The sequence below is a fragment of the Sinorhizobium sp. RAC02 genome, from assembly GCF_001713395.1.
Classification (GTDB): domain Bacteria; phylum Pseudomonadota; class Alphaproteobacteria; order Rhizobiales; family Rhizobiaceae; genus Shinella.
Genome location: NZ_CP016450.1, coordinates 3,524,976 through 3,542,578, shown reverse-complemented (window position 1 = coordinate 3,542,578; position 17,603 = coordinate 3,524,976). Strand labels below are relative to the sequence as shown.

Genomic DNA, 17,603 nt, shown 5'->3' with positions numbered 1-17,603 from the left:
GCGTCCTGCGACCTGGCTTTAGTTCTGCTTATGCGCGGGACCCGCAACACCGCCTCAGCCCTTCAGGACTTCGACCAGCGTCTTGCCAAGGCGTGCCGGCGACGGCGAGACGCGGATGCCCGCGGCTTCCATTGCGGAAATCTTGGATTCCGCGTCGCCCTTGCCGCCGGAAACGACAGCGCCGGCGTGGCCCATGGTGCGGCCCTTCGGTGCGGTACGGCCCGCGATGAAGCCGGCCATCGGCTTCTTGCGGCCCTTCTTGGCTTCGTCGATGAGGAACTGCGCCGCATCTTCTTCAGCCGAGCCGCCGATTTCGCCGATCATGATGATGGAGGTCGTGGCGTCGTCCGCCAGGAACATCTCCAGCACGTCGATGAATTCGGTGCCCTTGACCGGGTCGCCGCCGATGCCGACAGCCGTCGTCTGGCCGAGGCCTTCGTTGGAGGTCTGGAAGACGGCTTCATAGGTAAGCGTGCCGGAGCGCGAAACAATACCGACCGAACCCTTGCGGAAGATCGAGCCCGGCATGATGCCGATCTTGCATTCTTCCGGCGTCAGGATGCCCGGGCAGTTCGGGCCAAGCAGGCGCGAGGAGGAGCGGTCGAGGCGAGCCTTGACGCGCACCATGTCGGCAACCGGAATGCCTTCGGTGATGCAGGTGATGAAGGGGATTTCCGCTTCGATCGCCTCGATGATGGCGTCCGCGGCGCCGGCCGGCGGAACGTAGATCACGGAAGCGTCCGCACCGGTCTTTTCCTTGGCTTCGGCAACCGAGGCGAAGATCGGCAGGCTTTCGCCCTTCGAGCCGGTCCAGGTTTCGCCGCCCTTCTTCGGGTGGATACCGCCGACCATCTGCGTGCCGTAATAGGCGAGCGCCTGCTCGGTGTGGAAGGTACCGGTCTTGCCGGTCAGGCCCTGAACGAGGACCTTGGTGTTCTTGTTGACGAGAATCGACATGAGGTCAGGTCCTTCAATTAGCCGTTGATCGCGGCAACGATCTTCTTGGCAGCATCGTCCAGATCGTCGGCGGCGGTGATCGCCAGGCCCGATTCGTTCAGGATCTTCTTGCCAAGTTCGACATTCGTGCCTTCGAGACGAACGACCAGCGGAACCTTGAGGCCCACTTCCTGCACGGCTGCGACGACGCCTTCAGCGATGACATCGCACTTCATGATGCCGCCGAAGATGTTGACGAGGATGCCCTCGACCTTCGGGTCGGCCGTGATGATCTTGAAGGCCGCCGCGACCTTCTCCTTGCCGGCACCACCGCCGACGTCGCAGAAGTTCGCCGGCTCCTTGCCGTACAGCTTGATGATGTCCATCGTCGCCATGGCGAGGCCGGCACCGTTGACCATACAGCCGATGTTGCCGTCGAGCGCCACATAGGCGAGGTCCCACTTGGAGGCCTCGATTTCCTTGGCGTCTTCTTCGGTTTCGTCGCGCAGCGCCTTGATGTCGTCATGGCGGAACAGCGCGTTGCCGTCGAACGAGACTTTGGCGTCGAGAACGCGCATGCGGCCGTTCTTCATGACGATCAGCGGGTTGATCTCGAGCAGGCTCATGTCCTTCTCGACAAAGGCCTTGTAGAGGATCGGGAAGAGCTTTTCGGCGTCGGCCTTGGCTTCGCCTTCAAGCTTCAGGGCCGAGGTGAGCTTCGCCAGGTCGTCGGCGGTAACGCCGGCTTCCGGGTTGATCGCAACGGTGAGGATCTTTTCCGGCGTGTCGTGGGCGACAGCCTCGATGTCCATGCCGCCTTCGGTCGAAACGACGAAGGCAACCTGGCCGACGGAGCGGTCGACGAGCAGCGACAGGTAGAGTTCACGGTCGATGTCGGCGCCATCCTCGATATAGAGGCGGTTCACCTGCTTGCCGGCCGGGCCGGTCTGCGCGGTGACGAGCGTGTTGCCAAGCATTTCCTTGGCGTGGGCCTTGGCTTCCTCGATCGAGAAGGCGAGGCGCACACCACCCTTGGCGTCGGGGCCGAGTTCCTTGAACTTGCCCTTGCCGCGGCCGCCGGCGTGGATCTGGCTCTTCACCACGTAGAGCGGGCCGGGCAGCGACTTCGCAGCCGCTTCCGCCTCGTCGGCGGAGAAGATGGCAACGCCCTCGGCGACCGGGGCGCCAAAGCTCTTCAGCAGAGCCTTGCCCTGATATTCATGAATGTTCATAGGGGAATCCTATCCTGATACCGGATTACTTCAGCGAAGGGGCGATGTTGATGCAGGCTTCGCAAAGACCCGCAACGGCACCGACCGACTTTTCGAAGGCTTCCTGTTCGGCCTTGTTGAACTCGACCTCGATGATGCGCTCGACACCACCTTCGCCGATGATGGTGGGCACACCGACATACATGTCCTTCACGCCGTACTGGCCGGAAAGGTAGGCGGCGCAGGGCAGCACGCGCTTCTTATCCTTGAGGAAGGATTCGGCCATTTCGATCGCCGAAGCGGCCGGTGCGTAATAGGCCGAGCCGGTCTTGAGCAGGCCGACGATTTCGGCGCCGCCGTCACGGGTGCGCTGGATGATTTCTTCGAGGCGTTCCTTGGTGACCCAGCCCATCTTGACGAGGTCGGTCAGCGGAATGCCGCCGACGGTCGAGTAGCGGGCGAGCGGCACCATCGTGTCGCCGTGGCCGCCGAGAACGAAGGCGGTGACGTCCTGCACGGAGACCTTGAATTCTTCGGAGAGGAAGAGGCGGAAGCGGGCGCTATCCAACACGCCGGCCATGCCGACGACCATGTTCTTCGGCAGGCCGGAGAACTTCTGCAGCGCCCAGACCATCGCGTCGAGCGGGTTGGTGATGCAGATGACGAAGGCGTTCGGCGCGTACTTCTTGATGCCGGCGCCGACCTGTTCCATGACCTTGAGGTTGATGCCGAGCAGGTCGTCGCGGCTCATGCCGGGCTTGCGGGCAACACCGGCGGTGACGATGCAGACATCGGCGCCTTCGATTGCGGCGTAGTCGCTTGCACCCGTCAGCGAGGCATTGAAACCTTCGACCGGCGAGGACTGGGCGATGTCGAGGCCCTTACCCTGCGGAATGCCGTCGGCGATGTCGAAGAGGACGATGTCGCCCAGTTCCTTCAGGCCGGCGAGATGCGCCAGCGTGCCACCGATCATTCCAGAACCAATAAGTGCGATCTTCTTGCGGGCCATGAAAGCTTCCTCTTGCTCCGATCAACAGGTCCCGAATGTCGCAATTGCAGGACCTTTCGGCGCAAGGGCTTACGCCCCTCGCGTTAAAAATTCAACACCTACTTTTGGAGTGAAGCTTTTCAATCGGTTAGATGCAAAAATTCTTACGTAAACGTAAGAATTGCCGTCACGCTTTCGTCACGTCATTGGTGTAACGGGCCTTGTGGTCGGCCAGATACTCGGTGCTGCGGATCTCGATGAGGCGCGACACCGTGCGGTCGAACTCGAAACCTTCCGTGCCCTTGCGGGTCGCCAGCAGGCTCTCCGGTGCCGCCGCAGCCGAAGCGAAGAGCCGCGCGCGATGGTCGTAGATCGTATCGACGAGGTTGATGAAGCGCTTCGTCTCGTTGCGCTTTTCCGCCCCGAGCAAGGGCACATGATCGACGAACAGCGTGTCGTAATGCGCGAGGATTTCGAGATAGTCAGCCGCGCCCAGCGGCCGCTCGCAGAGATCGGCGAAGGAGAAGCGGGCAACGCGGCCCGCCGCCTGCGGCACGGCTATTTTTCTGCCCCGGAAGGAAATCGTCTCGGGCGCAACCGTCCTGCCCGCCGTCTCGCGCCGCCATGCCGCATCCATCGCCATATCGGCTTCGGCGCTCAGCGGATAGCGGAAGACCGGCAGGCCGCTGTCCTTCTCCAGCCGGTAATCCGTCAGGGAATCGAGCGGCACGATCTCGACATATTGCTTGAGAAGATCGACGAACGGCAGGAAAAGACTGCGGTTCAGCCCATCCCGATAAAGATTGTCCGGCTCGACATTCGACGTCGCGACCAGAATGCAGCCACGCCGGAACAGTTCGCCGAAGAGACGCGACTGGATCATCGCGTCGGCAATGTCGGTCACGGAAAATTCGTCGAAGCAGAGAAGCCGCGCCTCCTCGATCAGGCTTTCGGCGACCGGCGGCACGGGATCGGCCTGCTTGGTCTCGCCGGCCTTCAGCTTCTGGCGATGTTTGTGGATGCGGTCGTGCACATCGGCCATGAATTCATGGAAATGCGCGCGGCGCTTGCGCTTCACCCGCGCCTGCTCGAAGAACATGTCCATGAGCATGGTCTTGCCGCGCCCGACGCCGCCATGAATGTAGAGCCCCTTGGGCGCACTGACGGTCTCGGGCTTGCGGGAGGCGAAGAGCCAGCCGAGCGCGCTCGACTTGCGGGCCGGCCGCTGGGCATGAAGCTCGACAAGCAGGCGGTCGAAACGCGCCGCCATCGCCCTCTGGGCCGGGTCGGGCTTCAACTCGCCGCTTGCGACAAGCGCTTCAAGCCGATCCGAAACGCCATGGTCCGGATGCGTCGAACCCCTGTCCCAGTCCTTGCCCATAGGCGGAGGCTACCCGTATCGGAGAGATCGGAGGGGGATCAGCGAGAAAGGCTGACGGGCTGGCCCGAATTGGTCGTGCCGTTGAAGCGGGCATCCGCCGACTTGTAGAGGCGCGCGATCGCGTTGCCGGCACGGTCTTTCAGCACGACCTGCTTGCCGGCAACTTCCCAGGAGCCCATCGCCGTCAGTTCGCCGGCACAACCGCGCGTGCCGCCGCGCGAGCCGCCGCCAAGGTTGGTGAGCGTCAGGAACATGTCGCAGGAGGACGGGCCGCTTGCCACGCGCCAGTTGCCGACCATGGATTCCTTGGTGACATCAAGCGCCGTCGCCGCCGCCGCATCCACCGTGCCGCCGGCAACAGCGGTGCCCGTCGCCATCGCCGTGTCGGTCGTCGGCTTTGCCGGGAACTGCGAGGTATCGGTGGTCGGGTCCGGAAGCTGGCTCGACTGGACAGTCCCGATCGGCTGGGCTTCCAGCGGCGTGAGGTTCTGCTGCGTATTCACGCTGTCCATCGACGAAGTCCGCTGGCAACCGGCCAGAGCAAGCGCCATCATCAGCCCGCCTGCCACATGTACAATCCGCATGTCGATACTCCTGCCTTCGTGCGATGCCGTGCATACGCGACAATCATGGCGAATTAGCGTGAATCGTTGGTTTAAATCAAGTGTCGGTGAGCATGTTTCGAGTTCACGGAGTCTGTCACACGTTTACTTTACGCGCAGTAAACTTGCCGACACTCTCTAGGACGGCCCGCTAAGAACTTCGGCTCGGTAGAACGCATTCGCCTTTTCTTTTCGCCAGTCGATATCGGGCGCAGTTTTTAGTAGCTGCTTATCCGTATGGACGAAGCGCGCGTGGGTCTCCGCCACGAAGGCCCGCAAGACCGGATGTGGCAAGCCCTCACCCATCTCCCGTGTCCGTTTCTTGGTGTCTATGAGCAGCAAGGTTTCGCGCGTGACCTCATCCGGAAGCACTACACCCTCCATGCATTCCACCATGTTCATCGGCGGCAGCGACGTGAAATCCCGAGCCGACATCCAGGTAAGCGCGATTGCGGGGCGAAGCGCGTAAAGGAACTTCTTCAATCTGGCCGATTCGAGCAGGCTATCGTCAGCGTGTTTTTGCAGAAGCCCGACATAGTGCTTCGCCACTCTCTGCGGCTCGACGATCTCGTCGAGCAGCGCAGACAGTCGAGCACGGAAGCCCGCTTCTTCCTCGTAGACCAGCGGCGATTTCAGCCACTCGATGATCACGGCATTGCCCGAAAGGGCGAGAAGAAGCGCCTTGCGAAGGTCCCAGCCCCCCGTATCGACAAGGCCGACAATCGGAAACTCGATGACGTCGCGGACCACCTGTAAACTCAGGTGGTCCTTCACCGGCCGCACATAAACGAAACGGCAATCATAGTCGCTGTCAGGCGAAGGGAACCCCCAGGCGCGACTGCCGCTTTCGATGGCAAAACCAATCCGAATGCCCTGCGCCCGCACGCTGTCCAGACGACGGCGAATCTCTGCGACGATTTCGGGTGCGAAACCGTCCAGCATGCTCAGAGACGGCGCTCGACCATCATCTTCTTGATTTCACCGATGGCCTTCGCCGGGTTCAGCCCCTTCGGGCAGGCCTGGGCGCAGTTCATGATGGTGTGGCAGCGATAGAGGCGGAAGGGGTCTTCCAGATTGTCGAGGCGCTCGCCCGTCGCTTCGTCGCGGCTGTCGATCAGCCAGCGATAGGCCTGGAGGAGGACGGCGGGGCCGAGATAGCGGTCGCCGTTCCACCAGTAGCTCGGACAGGAGGTCGAGCAGCAGGCGCACAGGATGCACTCGTAGAGGCCGTCGAGCTTGAGGCGGTCCTCGTGGCTCTGCTTCCATTCCTTGGCCGGCGCCGGCGACACGGTCTTGAGCCACGGCTCGATCGAGCGGTGCTGGGCATAGAAGTTGGTGAGGTCGGGAACGAGGTCCTTCACGACAGGCATATGCGGCAGAGGATAGACCTTTACCGTGCCCTTCACCTCGTCCATGCCCTTGGTGCAGGCAAGCGTGTTGGTGCCGTCGATGTTCATGGCGCAGGAGCCGCAGATACCTTCACGGCAGGAGCGGCGCAGCGTCAGCGTCGGGTCGATCTTGTTCTTGATATAGAGCAGCGCGTCCAGCACCATCGGGCCGCAATCGTCGACGTCGATGGTGAAGGTGTCGATCGACGGGTTCTTCCCGTCGTCCGGGTTCCAGCGATAGATGCGGAACTCGCGGGTGTTCGTGGCGCCGGCCGGCTTCGGCCAGACCTTGCCTTCGGTCATCTGCGAGTTTTTCGGGAGAGCGAGTTCAACCATCTGTCCTAGTCCTTACATACCATCGACGGACCGAACGGCTTTGTCGGTCTCGGGCTTTTGAAGCCGGGCTTTGTGCTCGGCTTCAACCTTGCGGTAGGCCTGCATGTCTCTGCGTTCGTTCTCGTACGTCCACTTCAATCCCCATCGGCATTCATCGTTGTCGCATTTCTCTCGCTTGGGCTGGATCAGGCGGAGCTGAAACGCGTCACCACCGATTTCACCCTTGATCGAACCTGTCCGCCCTTTTCTTGCCGAAACAAGTTCAAAACGCCCCACTCGACCGTCGAGACAATAAATCTGCCCTCGGTAAATTCGGTCCTTCATGGACACCCCAAACATGGATGCCCCTTCTACCGATACCACGTACTCACCTTCGCACTCTTGTTTCCATACCGAGCCAATCCGGAGAGTTCCGCCCTCCCGCTCATCCCGGGACGAAACCTGGCCGTGAAGCGGGAATCCGGTCGCAGTGTAAGCTCCCTCAACACCGCTCACAAACAGGTACGAACATCCCGCGAGCATTGAGGCGCCCGCCGCTACGGCCGTGATAGACAAAATACCACGGCGCGCCATCATTGCCTCAATACACGCGGGCCTTGGGCGCGATCTTTTGGGGATCGATCCCGTCCGCGATGAGGTCGGTGTGCACCGGGCGGTAGTCGAGCGTCACGTCGCCCGCCTCGTTTACCCAGGACAAAGTGTGCTTGCGCCAGTTGACGTCGTCGCGGCCGGCGAAGGGGCCATCGACATAGTCTTCGCGGGCATGCGAGCCGCGGCTCTCCTTGCGCGCTTCGGCACCGTAGACCGTGGTGATGGCGTTTGCCATCAGGTTTTCCAGCTCCAGCGTCTCGACGAGGTCGGAGTTCCAGATCATCGAGCGGTCGGTGACCTTGATATCCGGCAGTTCCTTCCAGATCGCCGTCATGCGCTTGCAGCCGCTTTCGAGCGATTCCTGGGTGCGGAACACCGCCGCGTCGTCCTGCATGGTACGCTGCATCTTGTCGCGCAGGATCGCCGTCGGCGTGCCGCCATTGGCGTTCCTGAGGCGGTCGAAGCGGTCCATTATCTTGTCGCAGGCGGCAATGTCGAGTGCTGGCACGGAGCCGACGCGGTCGATCACCTGGCCGGCGCGGATGGCAGCGGCACGGCCGAACACCACAAGGTCGATCAGCGAGTTGGAACCGAGGCGGTTTGCGCCGTGCACCGAGGCACAGCCGGCTTCGCCGACAGCCATCAGGCCGGGCGCGATGCGCTCCGGGTTCTCGCTGTTGGCGTTCAGCACTTCACCCCAGTAGTTGGTCGGCACGCCGCCCATGTTGTAATGCACGGTCGGCAGGACCGGGATCGGCTCGCGCGTCACGTCGACACCGGCAAAGATTTTTGCGCTCTCGGAAATGCCCGGCAGGCGCTCGTGCAGAACGGCCGGATCGAGATGGTCGAGATGCAGATAGATGTGGTCCTTGTTCTTGCCGACGCCGCGGCCTTCGCGGATTTCCATCGTCATGCAGCGCGAGACGACGTCGCGCGACGCTAGGTCCTTCGCCGACGGGGCATAACGCTCCATGAAGCGCTCGCCTTCCGAATTGACGAGATAGCCGCCTTCGCCGCGCGCGCCCTCGGTGATGAGGCAGCCAGCGCCATAGATGCCGGTCGGGTGGAACTGCACGAACTCCATGTCCTGCAGCGGCAGGCCGGCACGCGCGATCATGCCGCCGCCGTCGCCCGTGCAGGTATGCGCCGAGGTGGCGGAGAAATAGGCGCGGCCGTAGCCGCCGGTCGCCAGCACCACCATCTTGGCGGCGAAGCGGTGGATCGTGCCGTCATCGAGGTTCCAGGCGACGACGCCGGTGCAGCGGCCGTCGGGGGCCATGATCAGGTCGAGCGCGAAATACTCGATGAAGAATTCCGCATTGTTGCGCAGCGACTGGCCGTAGAGCGTGTGCAGGATGGCGTGGCCGGTCCGGTCGGCGGCGGCACAGGTGCGCTGCACCGGCGGGCCTTCGCCATAATTCTGCATATGGCCGCCGAACGGCCGCTGGTAGATCTTGCCTTCCGCATTGCGCGAGAACGGCACGCCGTAATGCTCCAGTTCGTAGACCGCCTTCGGCGCTTCCATGGCGAGATACTGCATGGCGTCGACGTCGCCGAGCCAGTCGGAGCCCTTAACGGTGTCGTAGAGGTGCCACTGCCAAGAATCCGGCGTCATGTTCTGCAGCGAAGCCGCAATGCCGCCCTGGGCGGCGACGGTGTGCGAACGCGTCGGGAAAACCTTGGTGATGCAGGCGGTCTTGAGGCCCTGTTCGGCCATGCCGAGCGTGGCGCGCAGACCCGCACCGCCGGCGCCGACGACGATCACGTCGAAGGAGTGGTCCACATAGTTATAGGCCTTGCCGTTGGCCGCCGGGGAGGAGATCGCTGCCATGATGGATTATCCTGCGAAAGCGATTTTGAGGACGGCGAAAAGACAGAGCCCGCCGACGAGAATCGCGAAGAAGGTGTTGAGCATGAGAAGGCCGATCTTGATGCCTTCCGCATGCACGTAGTCCTCGATGATGACCTGCATGCCGAGCTTCATGTGGATGAGGCCGGAAACGACGACAAGGCCCATGAGGACGGCGACGATCGGGTTCGAGAGTGCTGCGGTGACGTCGGCATAGGACGCGCCGTTGTAGCAGATGAGGAAACCGACGAAGAACAGGATGAGCGGAACGTTGGCGACGGCCGTCAGGCGCTGGCGCCAGAAATGCTCCGTGCCGTCCTTTGCCGAGCCGAGGCCGCGAACCTTGCCGAGGGGCGTGCGCATGTCCATGGGGCTCTCCTCAGCGGGCCAGGTAGGCCACGATCCAGATCAGCAGCGTCAGGGCGACGGAGACGACCGGGGTTGCGATGGCGAGTTTGGTGGAAAAATTCTTCTCGTAGCCGTGGCCCATGTCCCACATGAAGTGGCGAAGGCCGCCCAGCATGTGCTGCATCAGCGCCCAGGTGTAGCCGAACAGCACGAGTCGGCCGATCAGCGAGCCGAACAGCCAGTTGGCCCATTCGAAATAGGCTTCACCGGACGCAGCCGCAATCAGCCAGAAGGCGACCAGCACGGTACCGAAGTAGAGTGCGGCACCGGTGATGCGATGCACGATGGACATGACCATCGTCGGGATCGGTTTGTAGACCTGGAGATGCGGCGAGAGCGGCCGGCTTCGAGTGACATTCGCCATCTGAACCTCACGGAACCCCGGAGAGCCAAAAACTGGACAAATTTTCTCCGGAATTGCAGTATGTTGTGCACAATGTAGTGAGTGCGACGTTTACTCACCAGAGGGCGGGACCACAAGCCTCATTGCACTGCAAAATGAATTTAATCGATTATACGGCAGTCGTCGTTTGCGCCATTTCGAGACGCTTTCCGCCAATTAACGATAACGCCAAAATTCATAACCAAATCCGTGACTTTTGCCCGGCCCTGCCCCATCTTGCCGTTAAGGATTTGTTAAGCGTAATCCGAAAGGCAGGACAGAATGAGTCTGTTTTCAGTATCCCGTGCGACGAAAGTTCTAGTGCTTTCGGTCGCATTGGCAGCGGGCGGCATGACGGCCGCACAGGCGAGCGACCGCAATTCCGATGTCGGATGGTCGGGCGGTTCCGAATGGTCGCAGGACAACATCAGCGGCCGCGTCACGACGCAGCGCGACCGTCGCGAATGGCGACCGCGCGACCGAAACCGTTATGAGCGCCGGGTGGAGCGCAATCGCGATCGCCATTGGCGGCAGGACCGCAACTTCTACGGCGGCGCCATCTCGGCCTACCGCGATCCCGGCAACGGCCTGTATTTCTACATCGACAGGGACCGCTATTCTGACGACCTGATCGATGCGCCGTTCGTCGAAAACCGCAGGCCCAAGGTGATTACGGTCACGCCCGGCCAGGATGGTTGTTCGTGGGAAGCCGGCGTCTGCGTCATCCGGCCGGGTTCCTGAACCGCCAGACGGTGGTTTTCTTGACCTCGCTGTCCTCCAGCGCCCGCGTCACCGGCACCGTATAGGTCGCGAGCGCTTCCATGCGCTCGCGCGGGCAATAGGCGCGGCCCGGGTCACCGACGATCACCATCGCCCCGCGCGCCGCAAGGGCGGAAAACCACGGGATGAGGACGTCCGCAAAGGCGCGGTCATAAAACACGTCGCCGGCAAGCACGACATCCCAGCCCTCGTCCCGGCCCACCAGGTTTTCTGCGGTAGAGGCGAGCTCCACGCCATTCAGCGCCGTATTGAGCCGGATGGCGGTTTCGCTCCAGGGATCGATATCCGCTGCCAGCACGGATGCAGCACCGGACAGGCGCGCCGCAATGCCGACAAGGCCGGAGCCGCTGGCAAAATCCAGCACGGACCGCCCCGCCACGAGGGACGGATGATCCAGCACATGGCGAGCCAGCCCCTGCCCGCCGGCCCAGGCAAAGGCCCAGAACGGCGGCGGCAGGCCGATGGCCTCCAGCTCCTCCTCCGTCTTCAGCCAGAGCTCATGCGCCTCGGTGGCAAGCCTGAGCTTGACCTCCGGCACATGCGGCGGCGACAGCACGTCGGTGTTCTCGCGGATGAAGACTTCGGGGTGGGTTTTCACCGAAGCATCGTCCCGAAAAGGGGGAACCGGTTTTCGGGAAGACGATGCGGAGAACAAAAAAGGCGAAGCATTAGCGCGGCGGCTTGGAGAGCCCACCCATACGGCAGACCTCGATCCACTCGTCCTCGGTCACCGGCTGCACCGAAAGACGCATGGAGGTAACGAGCGCCATGTTGGAAAGCTTGGGATTGGCCTTGATATCCTTCAGCGTCACCGGCTTCGGCATATCCTGCAGCGCGCGGATATCGACGCAATCCCAGCGAGGATCCTCGCCGGCCGTCGAATCCGGATGCGACAGCGCACAGACTTCCGTGAAGCCGACGATCTCCAGCCCTTCATTCGAATGATAGAAGAAGCCCTTGTCGCCGACCTTCATCGCCCGCATGTGGTTGCGCGCCAGATAGTTGCGCACGCCGGTCCATTCGGTGCCCGCTTCACCGGCATCCTTCTGCATCTGCCAGGACCATTTGAAGGGTTCGGACTTGTAGAGCCAATATGCCATGTGTCTCAGGCCTCCGGATTGTTGAAGACCCAGTTCCAGGCCTTCACCTCGACGGAGGCGAACAGGCCAGCCTTGGCATAGGGGTCGTTGTCGGCGATCTGCCGCGCCTCTTCGATCGTCTCGGCCTTGACCACGACGAGGCTGCCGGTCGGCTTGCCGTCGTCACCGAGAAACGGGCCGGCAAAGGCGAGTTTTCCGCCCGCATTGAGCGCGTTGAGATAGGCGACGTGTTCAGGCCGTGTATCGAGGCGCACCTGAAGTGCACCAGGCTTGTCTGCGCAGGTGAATGCGAAAAGCATGAAACAATCCTTCTCTTGTTTTTCTGGCCTTGTCATTCCTGGGTGATCGGGCGCGTCATCAATTGCCCGATCGCTGTCTTCACGTCGAGCGTGCCATCGATGATGCGGGCGACCGCATCGGTGATCGGCATGTCGATACCCTTTTGCACGGCAACGCCGGCGGCAACCGAAGCGGCAAAGGCGCCCTCGACGAGATCGCCGGACCAGCCGGCGGCATTGCCGTCGCGGCCGAGCGCGATGCCGAAGCGCAGGTTGCGCGACTGGTGGCTCGTGCCGGTCAGCACGAGATCGCCGAGGCCGGAAAGCCCCGTCACCGTGTTGCCCTCCCCGCCATGCGCCGCAACGAAGCGCGACAGTTCCGCAAGCCCGCGCGAAATCAAGGCTGCGCGCGCCGAATCACCGAGCTCGGCGCCCTCGATGATGCCACAGGCGATCGCCAGCACATTCTTCAAGGCGCCGCCAAGCTGCACGCCGATCCGGTCCGTCGACGGATAGAGCCGGAACGTCGGCCCGGACAGGGCCTGCGCCAGCGCCGCACCGATCTCCGCCGTCCGCGCGGCAATCACCATCGCCGTCGGCAGGCCACGCGCGATATCGGCCGCAAAGCCGGGGCCGGACAGCACCGCAATCTCGCGACCGGGCAATTCCTCTTCCAGCACGTCCGTCAGGAGCCGGCCGCTGCCCTTCTCCATGCCCTTGGCGCAGATGACGACGGCCGTGCCCGGTGCCAGCAGGGGCGCCAGATCCCGCGCCGCCTGGCGCTGCGCCTGCGAGGGCATGGCAAACAGCACGATGCCGGCACCGCGAACGGTTTCAACCTCGGCGCTGAAGGCCAGCGCTTCCGGCAGGTCGATGCCCGGCAATGCCTTCTCGTTGCGCCGCGACGCGCGCATCACCTCGACGGCCGCGGCATCACGACCGATCAGCGTGACGTCGCCGCCGCTCGCCGCGGCCACGCTTGCCAGCGCCGTACCGAAGGCGCCCGCGCCGACGACGGCGATCCTTGGGGTGGTGCTCATGCCTTGGCTCCCCGTTTGCCGGATCCAAGCATCGTCGCGGCCTCGCGGTCGAGCGGCCAGCGCGAACGCGGCGCGACGGCGAGGTCATCCGGCGCAAAGCCGGCCGCCATACGCTCCAGCCCCGCCCAGGCGATCATCGACGCATTGTCGGTGCAGAGCGCCAGCGGCGGCGCGATGAAACGGAATTTGTGTTTGTCGCAGAGCGTCTGCAGCGTCGACCGCAGCTCGGCATTTGCCGCAACACCACCCGCAACGACGAGCGCCGGTGTCGCCATTTCGGGAAAGAGCGTCCGAAACCGTTCGAGCCCGCGGCCGATGCGGTCCTTCAGGGTACGCGACACGGCGCGCTGGAAGGAGGCGCAGATATCCGCGATATCCTGCTCCGTCACCGGCTCGATCGACTGTGCCGCCTGGCGCACCGCGGTCTTGAGGCCGGAGAAGGAAAAATCAAGCCGTGCCTCGCCGACGAGAGGGCGCGGAAAGGTAAAGCGTTCCGCATTGCCCGTCTTCGCCATGCGCTCGACCGCCGGCCCGCCGGGATAGGGCAGGCCGAGCAGCTTGGCCGTCTTGTCGAAGGCCTCGCCCAGCGCGTCGTCGATCGTCGTGCCCCAGCGCTCATAGTCGTCAACACCACGGATCAGCACGAGCTGGGTATGGCCGCCGGAGACGAGCAGCATCAGATAGGGAAACGACAACCCGTCCGTCAGCCGCGCCGTCAGCGCATGGCCTTCGAGATGATTGACGGCATAGAGCGGCTTGCCGGTGGCGCGGGCGATCGCCTTGCCCGTCATCAGCCCGACGATGAGCCCGCCGATCAGCCCCGGCCCGCTCGTCGCGGCGATGGCATCAACATCCTTGAGCGAGCGCCCGGCGCGCAAAAGGGCTTCGGCAATCAGGCTGTCCAGCGCTTCCACATGGGCGCGCGCCGCGATCTCAGGCACCACACCGCCATAGGCGCTGTGCTCTTCGAGCTGGCTCAGCACGACTTCGCCGAGAATCTCGCCCCTTCCGTCCGGATCGCGCACGACAATGGCAGCGGCGGTCTCGTCGCAGCTCGTTTCGATGCCGAGAATGGTCAATTGGGACGACATGAAGCACTAGGATTGATTGCGGGCGGCTTTAAAGCCGGTTACGAGACATCCCGGTAACAACGGATTACGGCGGATGCAAACAAAACCTTTCAGGATCGGCACGCGCGGCAGCCCGCTGGCGCTCGCCCAGGCCCATGAGACCCGTTCGCGCCTGATGGCGGCCCATGGTCTTTCGGAAGCAATGTTCGAGATCGTCGTGCTCTCGACGAAAGGCGATCGCATCACCGATCGTTCCCTGGCGCTGATCGGCGGCAAGGGCCTGTTCACGGAAGAAATCGAGGCGCAACTCATCTCCGGCGAACTCGATTTCGCCGTGCATTCCTCCAAGGACATGCCGACGAAACTGCCGGACGGCTTGTATCTCTCTGCCTTCCTGCCGCGCGAGGACGTCCGCGACGCCTTTATCGGCCGTGCGGCAAAACGCCTGCTCGACCTGCCGCAGGGCGCCACCGTCGGCTCCGCGTCACTTCGCCGCCAGGCATTGATCCGCCGCCTGCGGCCGGACCTCAACGTCATCGTCTTCCGCGGCCAGGTCGAAACGCGCCTCGCAAAACTCGCCGAAGGCCAGGCCGATGCGACGCTGCTCGCCTATGCCGGTCTCAAGCGCCTCGGCAAGCTCGACGTGCCGACGGAAATCCTCGATCCCGTTTCCTTCCCGCCCGCCCCGGCGCAGGGCGCGATCTGCATCGAAAGCCGTCTAGGCGATGATCGCATGAACGGCCTGCTCGCCGCCATCGACGACCGGGCGACGCGCACCGCCGTCACCTGCGAACGCGGCTTCCTCGCCACGCTCGACGGCTCCTGTCGCACGCCGATCGCCGGCTATGCGACGGTCGAGGGCGAGCACCTGCAGTTCCGCGGCATGATCCTGACACCCGACGGCAGCCAGTATCACGAGATCGAGACGAGCGGCCCGGCGGGTGATGCTGGTCAGCTCGGTGAGGAAGCCGGCCGGGCGATCCGCGACAAGGCGGGAGCGGATTTCTTCGAAAGCTGGGGTTGATCCGTGCAGGTTGTCGTCACACGACCGCAAAAAGCGGCGGCACGCACCGCACGCAAGCTGGAAGCCCTTGGCCATGACACGAGGCTGCTGCCGCTGGCCGCGCCGGAACACGATGTCGAGGCCCTGAAATCCGCCCTTGCCGTGCGCCATTCGGCAATCGCCATCACCAGCGCGGAAGTCGCCCGCCTTTTCGGCATGGTCGGCGAGACACTCGACCGACACCTGCTAACCACCGTCTTCTCTGTCGGCCGCGCCTCGGCAGAGGCCGCGTCAGAGGCCGGTTTCCGCACCGTGCTGACCCCCGAGGGGGACGGCCGGGATCTGGCCAACATGATCATCGGACATTGCCGGGATTTCGGCATGCCGGCCGAACCGATCCTCTACCTTGCCGGCAATCCGCGCGCGCCCGCCTTCGAAGCCCGTCTCACGGAAAACGGCATCCCCTTCCGCACGGTCGAATGCTACCGCATGGTGCCCCGCATCCCCAAACGCAGCGAAACGGAGGCGGCCCTCCTCCGGCCGGTGCCGGATGCCGTGCTGTTCTATTCGCGGGAAACGGCGCGCACCTTCTTCGAACTGTCGCCGCTGATCGAAATGCCCGAGCGCTTTCTTTCGACGCTCATGCTCTGCATGAGCCCGAATGTCGCCCACGGCGTACCGCAGCGTTTCGCGGCCTTGACGGTCGTCGCCATCGCGCCCAACGAGGAAAGCCTGCTCGATCTGCTCTAGGGGTGTCGAACAAAACCTTCGGGCGGAGGATTGCCGAGAGGTTTTCGTCTGCCGCGAGGAGCTGCCCGCAGTCGATGCTATCGGCGTCGACGACGACGCGACAGTCGAAAAGCGCCGGCAAACCAACCCCGAGCGGTTTTGTTCGGTACTCTAAGCGCAGGCGCCGGCGGATGAATTTACCGCAAGGGTCTTTCCCTCCTTGCCTTCCCTGTCTACGTTTAATGCAATGCACATGAACGCGAGGAGCTCGCCATGGAACCGGAAACCCCGTCCCGTCGCAAGAAGGCCAGCGATGAACCCGTGACCATCGACCTGGAGGCGGTTCCGGCCTCCGTGAGCAACGAAGCGCTCGCGGCCGAGGAAAAGGCCGAAGCCGAGGCCGTCACACCGGAAACCGCAACCGAGGAACCGGTCGGCGAGGAGACTGCCGCCGCTGAGCCCGAGGTCGTCGAGGAAAAGCAGGACCCGGTCGAGCCGGCCCGGTCGACCTATGAGGAACCGGTGCGCGCGCAAACGCCACCGCCGCCGCAGAAAAGCAATGCCGGCATGCTTGCTACCGGCATTCTCGGCGGCCTGATCGCGCTTCTCGGCGCCGGCAGCCTGCAATATGGCGGCTACCTGCCCGCACTCGGCCCGGAACACGCCGGCGACACCAGTGCGGTTGCTGTCCTTTCCAATGAAGTCGAGGCGCTGAAAAGCCGGCTCTCCGAAACCACGGCCGCCAGCCCGGTCGATCTCCAGCCGATCGAGGCCCGCATCGCGGCGCTCGAAACCTCGGCGGGCGACGGCACGGCTGCTGCCGGTGCGGCGCCGGAGGCTGTCACCAGGCTCGAAGCCGACGTGACGCGCCTTACGACCGAACTGACGGCACTGCGCGAAGCCGTTGCGCGCACCACCGAGGCGGTCAGCTCCACCGAAACCCAGTTGACCGAGCGCATCGCCGCCGCCGAGCAGAAGCTCGACGAACCGCGCAACGACACCGAGTTGGCGCGCGCCGTGGCCGCAAGCGCGCTCAAGACCGCGATCGACCGTGGCGGCCCCTATCTCGCCGAACTCGAGGCCTTCGCCAGCATCTCGCCGGACGACCCATCCGTCGCGGGCCTTCGCGAACATGCCGCCATCGGCGTGCCGTCGCGCTCGGACCTCGTGCGCGATTTCCAGAAGACCGCCGACGGCATTCTCGATGCCGTGCACCAGCCGGACGGCGACCAGGGCATCTTCAACCGCCTGATGTCGAGCGCCGCTTCCGCGATCCGCGTGCGGCCGGTCGGCACGGTCGAGGGGGATTCACCCGAAGCCATCGTCGCCCGCATCGAGACCAAGCTGCAGAACGGCGATTTCAAGGGCGCGCAGATCGAATGGCAGACCCTGCCGGACGTCGGCCAGGCCGCGGCGGTCGACTACAAGCGCACGCTCGACCAGCGCGTCGCTGTCGAAGGCCTGATCGGCAGCGTCGTTTCCGGCGCAATGACCGGCACATCCACCGGCAACCAGGGCTGAGGAGAAGACT

The 17,603-nt window shown here is 63.6% G+C and carries 20 protein-coding genes; 4 read left to right on the top strand and 16 right to left on the bottom strand.

The features are described from left to right. Nucleotides 1–54 precede the first annotated feature (54 nt). From sucD to sdhC, 11 genes are all read right to left on the bottom strand, one after another. Nucleotides 55–957: a succinate--CoA ligase subunit alpha gene (gene sucD / locus BSY16_RS17005; protein ID WP_069060768.1), complete on the bottom strand. Its 903-nt coding sequence runs from the start codon at nucleotides 955–957 to the stop codon at nucleotides 55–57. A 17-nt stretch (nucleotides 958–974) separates the two neighbouring features. Then, nucleotides 975–2,168 carry an ADP-forming succinate--CoA ligase subunit beta gene (gene sucC, locus BSY16_RS17000; protein ID WP_069060767.1) on the bottom strand — a complete coding sequence of 398 codons (1,194 nt, stop codon included), beginning with the start codon at nucleotides 2,166–2,168 and terminating at the stop codon, nucleotides 975–977. 25 nt (nucleotides 2,169–2,193) lie between these two features. Further along, complete coding sequence (gene mdh, locus BSY16_RS16995) at nucleotides 2,194–3,156, bottom strand: malate dehydrogenase (protein ID WP_069060766.1); 963 nt, start codon at nucleotides 3,154–3,156, stop codon at nucleotides 2,194–2,196. A 166-nt stretch (nucleotides 3,157–3,322) separates the two neighbouring features. After that, nucleotides 3,323–4,516, bottom strand: coding sequence for a cell division protein ZapE (zapE, locus tag BSY16_RS16990; protein ID WP_069060765.1), 1,194 nt, complete (start codon nucleotides 4,514–4,516; stop codon nucleotides 3,323–3,325). A gap of 38 nt (nucleotides 4,517–4,554) precedes the next feature. Next, nucleotides 4,555–5,100, bottom strand: coding sequence for a protease inhibitor Inh/omp19 family protein (locus tag BSY16_RS16985; protein WP_069060764.1), 546 nt, complete (start codon nucleotides 5,098–5,100; stop codon nucleotides 4,555–4,557). Between the two features lie 156 nt (nucleotides 5,101–5,256). Then, nucleotides 5,257–6,060 (bottom strand): nucleotidyltransferase domain-containing protein, encoded by an 804-nt coding sequence (locus BSY16_RS16980; RefSeq protein ID WP_069060763.1) that lies wholly within the window; start codon nucleotides 6,058–6,060, stop codon nucleotides 5,257–5,259. 2 nt (nucleotides 6,061–6,062) lie between these two features. Continuing rightward, complete coding sequence (locus BSY16_RS16975) at nucleotides 6,063–6,842, bottom strand: succinate dehydrogenase iron-sulfur subunit (protein WP_069060762.1); 780 nt, start codon at nucleotides 6,840–6,842, stop codon at nucleotides 6,063–6,065. Between the two features lie 12 nt (nucleotides 6,843–6,854). Further along, nucleotides 6,855–7,415: a hypothetical protein gene (locus BSY16_RS16970; RefSeq protein WP_286157150.1), complete on the bottom strand. Its 561-nt coding sequence runs from the start codon at nucleotides 7,413–7,415 to the stop codon at nucleotides 6,855–6,857. Nucleotides 7,416–7,422: 7 nt separating this feature from the next. Further along, nucleotides 7,423–9,264, bottom strand: coding sequence for a succinate dehydrogenase flavoprotein subunit (sdhA, locus tag BSY16_RS16965; RefSeq protein WP_069060760.1), 1,842 nt, complete (start codon nucleotides 9,262–9,264; stop codon nucleotides 7,423–7,425). A gap of 6 nt (nucleotides 9,265–9,270) precedes the next feature. Continuing rightward, a complete protein-coding gene (gene sdhD, locus BSY16_RS16960) occupies nucleotides 9,271–9,651 on the bottom strand; it encodes a succinate dehydrogenase, hydrophobic membrane anchor protein (RefSeq protein ID WP_069060759.1) in 381 nt (126 codons plus the stop codon). Between the two features lie 10 nt (nucleotides 9,652–9,661). Further along, nucleotides 9,662–10,054: a succinate dehydrogenase, cytochrome b556 subunit gene (gene sdhC, locus BSY16_RS16955; RefSeq protein WP_069060758.1), complete on the bottom strand. Its 393-nt coding sequence runs from the start codon at nucleotides 10,052–10,054 to the stop codon at nucleotides 9,662–9,664. A gap of 300 nt (nucleotides 10,055–10,354) precedes the next feature. On the opposite strand from sdhC, the gene BSY16_RS16950 reads away from it, so the two are divergent. Beyond that, entirely contained in the window at nucleotides 10,355–10,813 is a 459-nt protein-coding gene (locus BSY16_RS16950) for a hypothetical protein (protein WP_150129985.1), read from the top strand. On the opposite strand, the gene BSY16_RS16945 is transcribed toward BSY16_RS16950, so the two are convergent. The 5 genes from BSY16_RS16945 to tsaD all read right to left on the bottom strand — a co-directional run bounded on the left by BSY16_RS16945 (nucleotide 10,794) and on the right by tsaD (nucleotide 14,361). Next, nucleotides 10,794–11,450: a class I SAM-dependent methyltransferase gene (locus BSY16_RS16945; RefSeq protein WP_069060756.1), complete on the bottom strand. Its 657-nt coding sequence runs from the start codon at nucleotides 11,448–11,450 to the stop codon at nucleotides 10,794–10,796. The two genes, BSY16_RS16950 and BSY16_RS16945, sit on opposite strands and share 20 nt — an antisense overlap. A gap of 70 nt (nucleotides 11,451–11,520) precedes the next feature. Then, nucleotides 11,521–11,952: an EVE domain-containing protein gene (locus BSY16_RS16940; protein ID WP_069060755.1), complete on the bottom strand. Its 432-nt coding sequence runs from the start codon at nucleotides 11,950–11,952 to the stop codon at nucleotides 11,521–11,523. Between the two features lie 5 nt (nucleotides 11,953–11,957). Then, the gene (locus tag BSY16_RS16935) at nucleotides 11,958–12,251 is read right to left on the bottom strand and encodes a YciI-like protein (RefSeq protein WP_069060754.1); all 294 of its coding nucleotides are present in this window, start codon (nucleotides 12,249–12,251) and stop codon (nucleotides 11,958–11,960) included. A gap of 32 nt (nucleotides 12,252–12,283) precedes the next feature. Further along, nucleotides 12,284–13,270 (bottom strand): NAD(P)H-dependent glycerol-3-phosphate dehydrogenase, encoded by a 987-nt coding sequence (locus BSY16_RS16930; protein WP_069060753.1) that lies wholly within the window; start codon nucleotides 13,268–13,270, stop codon nucleotides 12,284–12,286. Then, nucleotides 13,267–14,361 (bottom strand): tRNA (adenosine(37)-N6)-threonylcarbamoyltransferase complex transferase subunit TsaD, encoded by a 1,095-nt coding sequence (gene tsaD, locus BSY16_RS16925; RefSeq protein ID WP_069060752.1) that lies wholly within the window; start codon nucleotides 14,359–14,361, stop codon nucleotides 13,267–13,269. Before tsaD ends, BSY16_RS16930 begins: the two co-directional genes overlap by 4 nt. Before the next feature lie 73 nt (nucleotides 14,362–14,434). Between tsaD and hemC the strand changes: the two genes are divergently transcribed. The 3 genes from hemC to BSY16_RS16910 all read left to right on the top strand — a co-directional run bounded on the left by hemC (nucleotide 14,435) and on the right by BSY16_RS16910 (nucleotide 17,593). Further along, nucleotides 14,435–15,364: a hydroxymethylbilane synthase gene (gene hemC, locus BSY16_RS16920; RefSeq protein ID WP_069060751.1), complete on the top strand. Its 930-nt coding sequence runs from the start codon at nucleotides 14,435–14,437 to the stop codon at nucleotides 15,362–15,364. A 3-nt stretch (nucleotides 15,365–15,367) separates the two neighbouring features. Next, on the top strand, nucleotides 15,368–16,093 hold the full coding sequence (locus BSY16_RS16915) for a uroporphyrinogen-III synthase (protein ID WP_069060750.1): 726 nt from the start codon (nucleotides 15,368–15,370) through the stop codon (nucleotides 16,091–16,093). Nucleotides 16,094–16,345: 252 nt separating this feature from the next. Next, the gene (locus BSY16_RS16910) at nucleotides 16,346–17,593 is read left to right on the top strand and encodes a COG4223 family protein (RefSeq protein ID WP_069060749.1); all 1,248 of its coding nucleotides are present in this window, start codon (nucleotides 16,346–16,348) and stop codon (nucleotides 17,591–17,593) included. The last annotated feature ends 10 nt before the right edge of the window (nucleotides 17,594–17,603 follow it).

Coding starts and splice junctions, on each gene's coding strand:
- sucD (WP_069060768.1), bottom strand. CDS start 957: ATGTCGATTCTCGTCAACAAGAACACCAAGGTCCTCGTTCAGGGCCTG.
- sucC (WP_069060767.1), bottom strand. CDS start 2,168: ATGAACATTCATGAATATCAGGGCAAGGCTCTGCTGAAGAGCTTTGGC.
- mdh (WP_069060766.1), bottom strand. CDS start 3,156: ATGGCCCGCAAGAAGATCGCACTTATTGGTTCTGGAATGATCGGTGGC.
- zapE (WP_069060765.1), bottom strand. CDS start 4,516: ATGGGCAAGGACTGGGACAGGGGTTCGACGCATCCGGACCATGGCGTT.
- BSY16_RS16985 (WP_069060764.1), bottom strand. CDS start 5,100: ATGCGGATTGTACATGTGGCAGGCGGGCTGATGATGGCGCTTGCTCTG.
- BSY16_RS16980 (WP_069060763.1), bottom strand. CDS start 6,060: ATGCTGGACGGTTTCGCACCCGAAATCGTCGCAGAGATTCGCCGTCGT.
- BSY16_RS16975 (WP_069060762.1), bottom strand. CDS start 6,842: ATGGTTGAACTCGCTCTCCCGAAAAACTCGCAGATGACCGAAGGCAAG.
- BSY16_RS16970 (WP_286157150.1), bottom strand. CDS start 7,415: ATGGCGCGCCGTGGTATTTTGTCTATCACGGCCGTAGCGGCGGGCGCC.
- sdhA (WP_069060760.1), bottom strand. CDS start 9,264: ATGGCAGCGATCTCCTCCCCGGCGGCCAACGGCAAGGCCTATAACTAT.
- sdhD (WP_069060759.1), bottom strand. CDS start 9,651: ATGGACATGCGCACGCCCCTCGGCAAGGTTCGCGGCCTCGGCTCGGCA.
- sdhC (WP_069060758.1), bottom strand. CDS start 10,054: ATGGCGAATGTCACTCGAAGCCGGCCGCTCTCGCCGCATCTCCAGGTC.
- BSY16_RS16950 (WP_150129985.1), top strand. CDS start 10,355: ATGAGTCTGTTTTCAGTATCCCGTGCGACGAAAGTTCTAGTGCTTTCG.
- BSY16_RS16940 (WP_069060755.1), bottom strand. CDS start 11,952: ATGGCATATTGGCTCTACAAGTCCGAACCCTTCAAATGGTCCTGGCAG.
- BSY16_RS16935 (WP_069060754.1), bottom strand. CDS start 12,251: ATGCTTTTCGCATTCACCTGCGCAGACAAGCCTGGTGCACTTCAGGTG.
- BSY16_RS16930 (WP_069060753.1), bottom strand. CDS start 13,270: ATGAGCACCACCCCAAGGATCGCCGTCGTCGGCGCGGGCGCCTTCGGT.
- tsaD (WP_069060752.1), bottom strand. CDS start 14,361: ATGTCGTCCCAATTGACCATTCTCGGCATCGAAACGAGCTGCGACGAG.
- hemC (WP_069060751.1), top strand. CDS start 14,435: ATGCAAACAAAACCTTTCAGGATCGGCACGCGCGGCAGCCCGCTGGCG.
- BSY16_RS16910 (WP_069060749.1), top strand. CDS start 16,346: ATGGAACCGGAAACCCCGTCCCGTCGCAAGAAGGCCAGCGATGAACCC.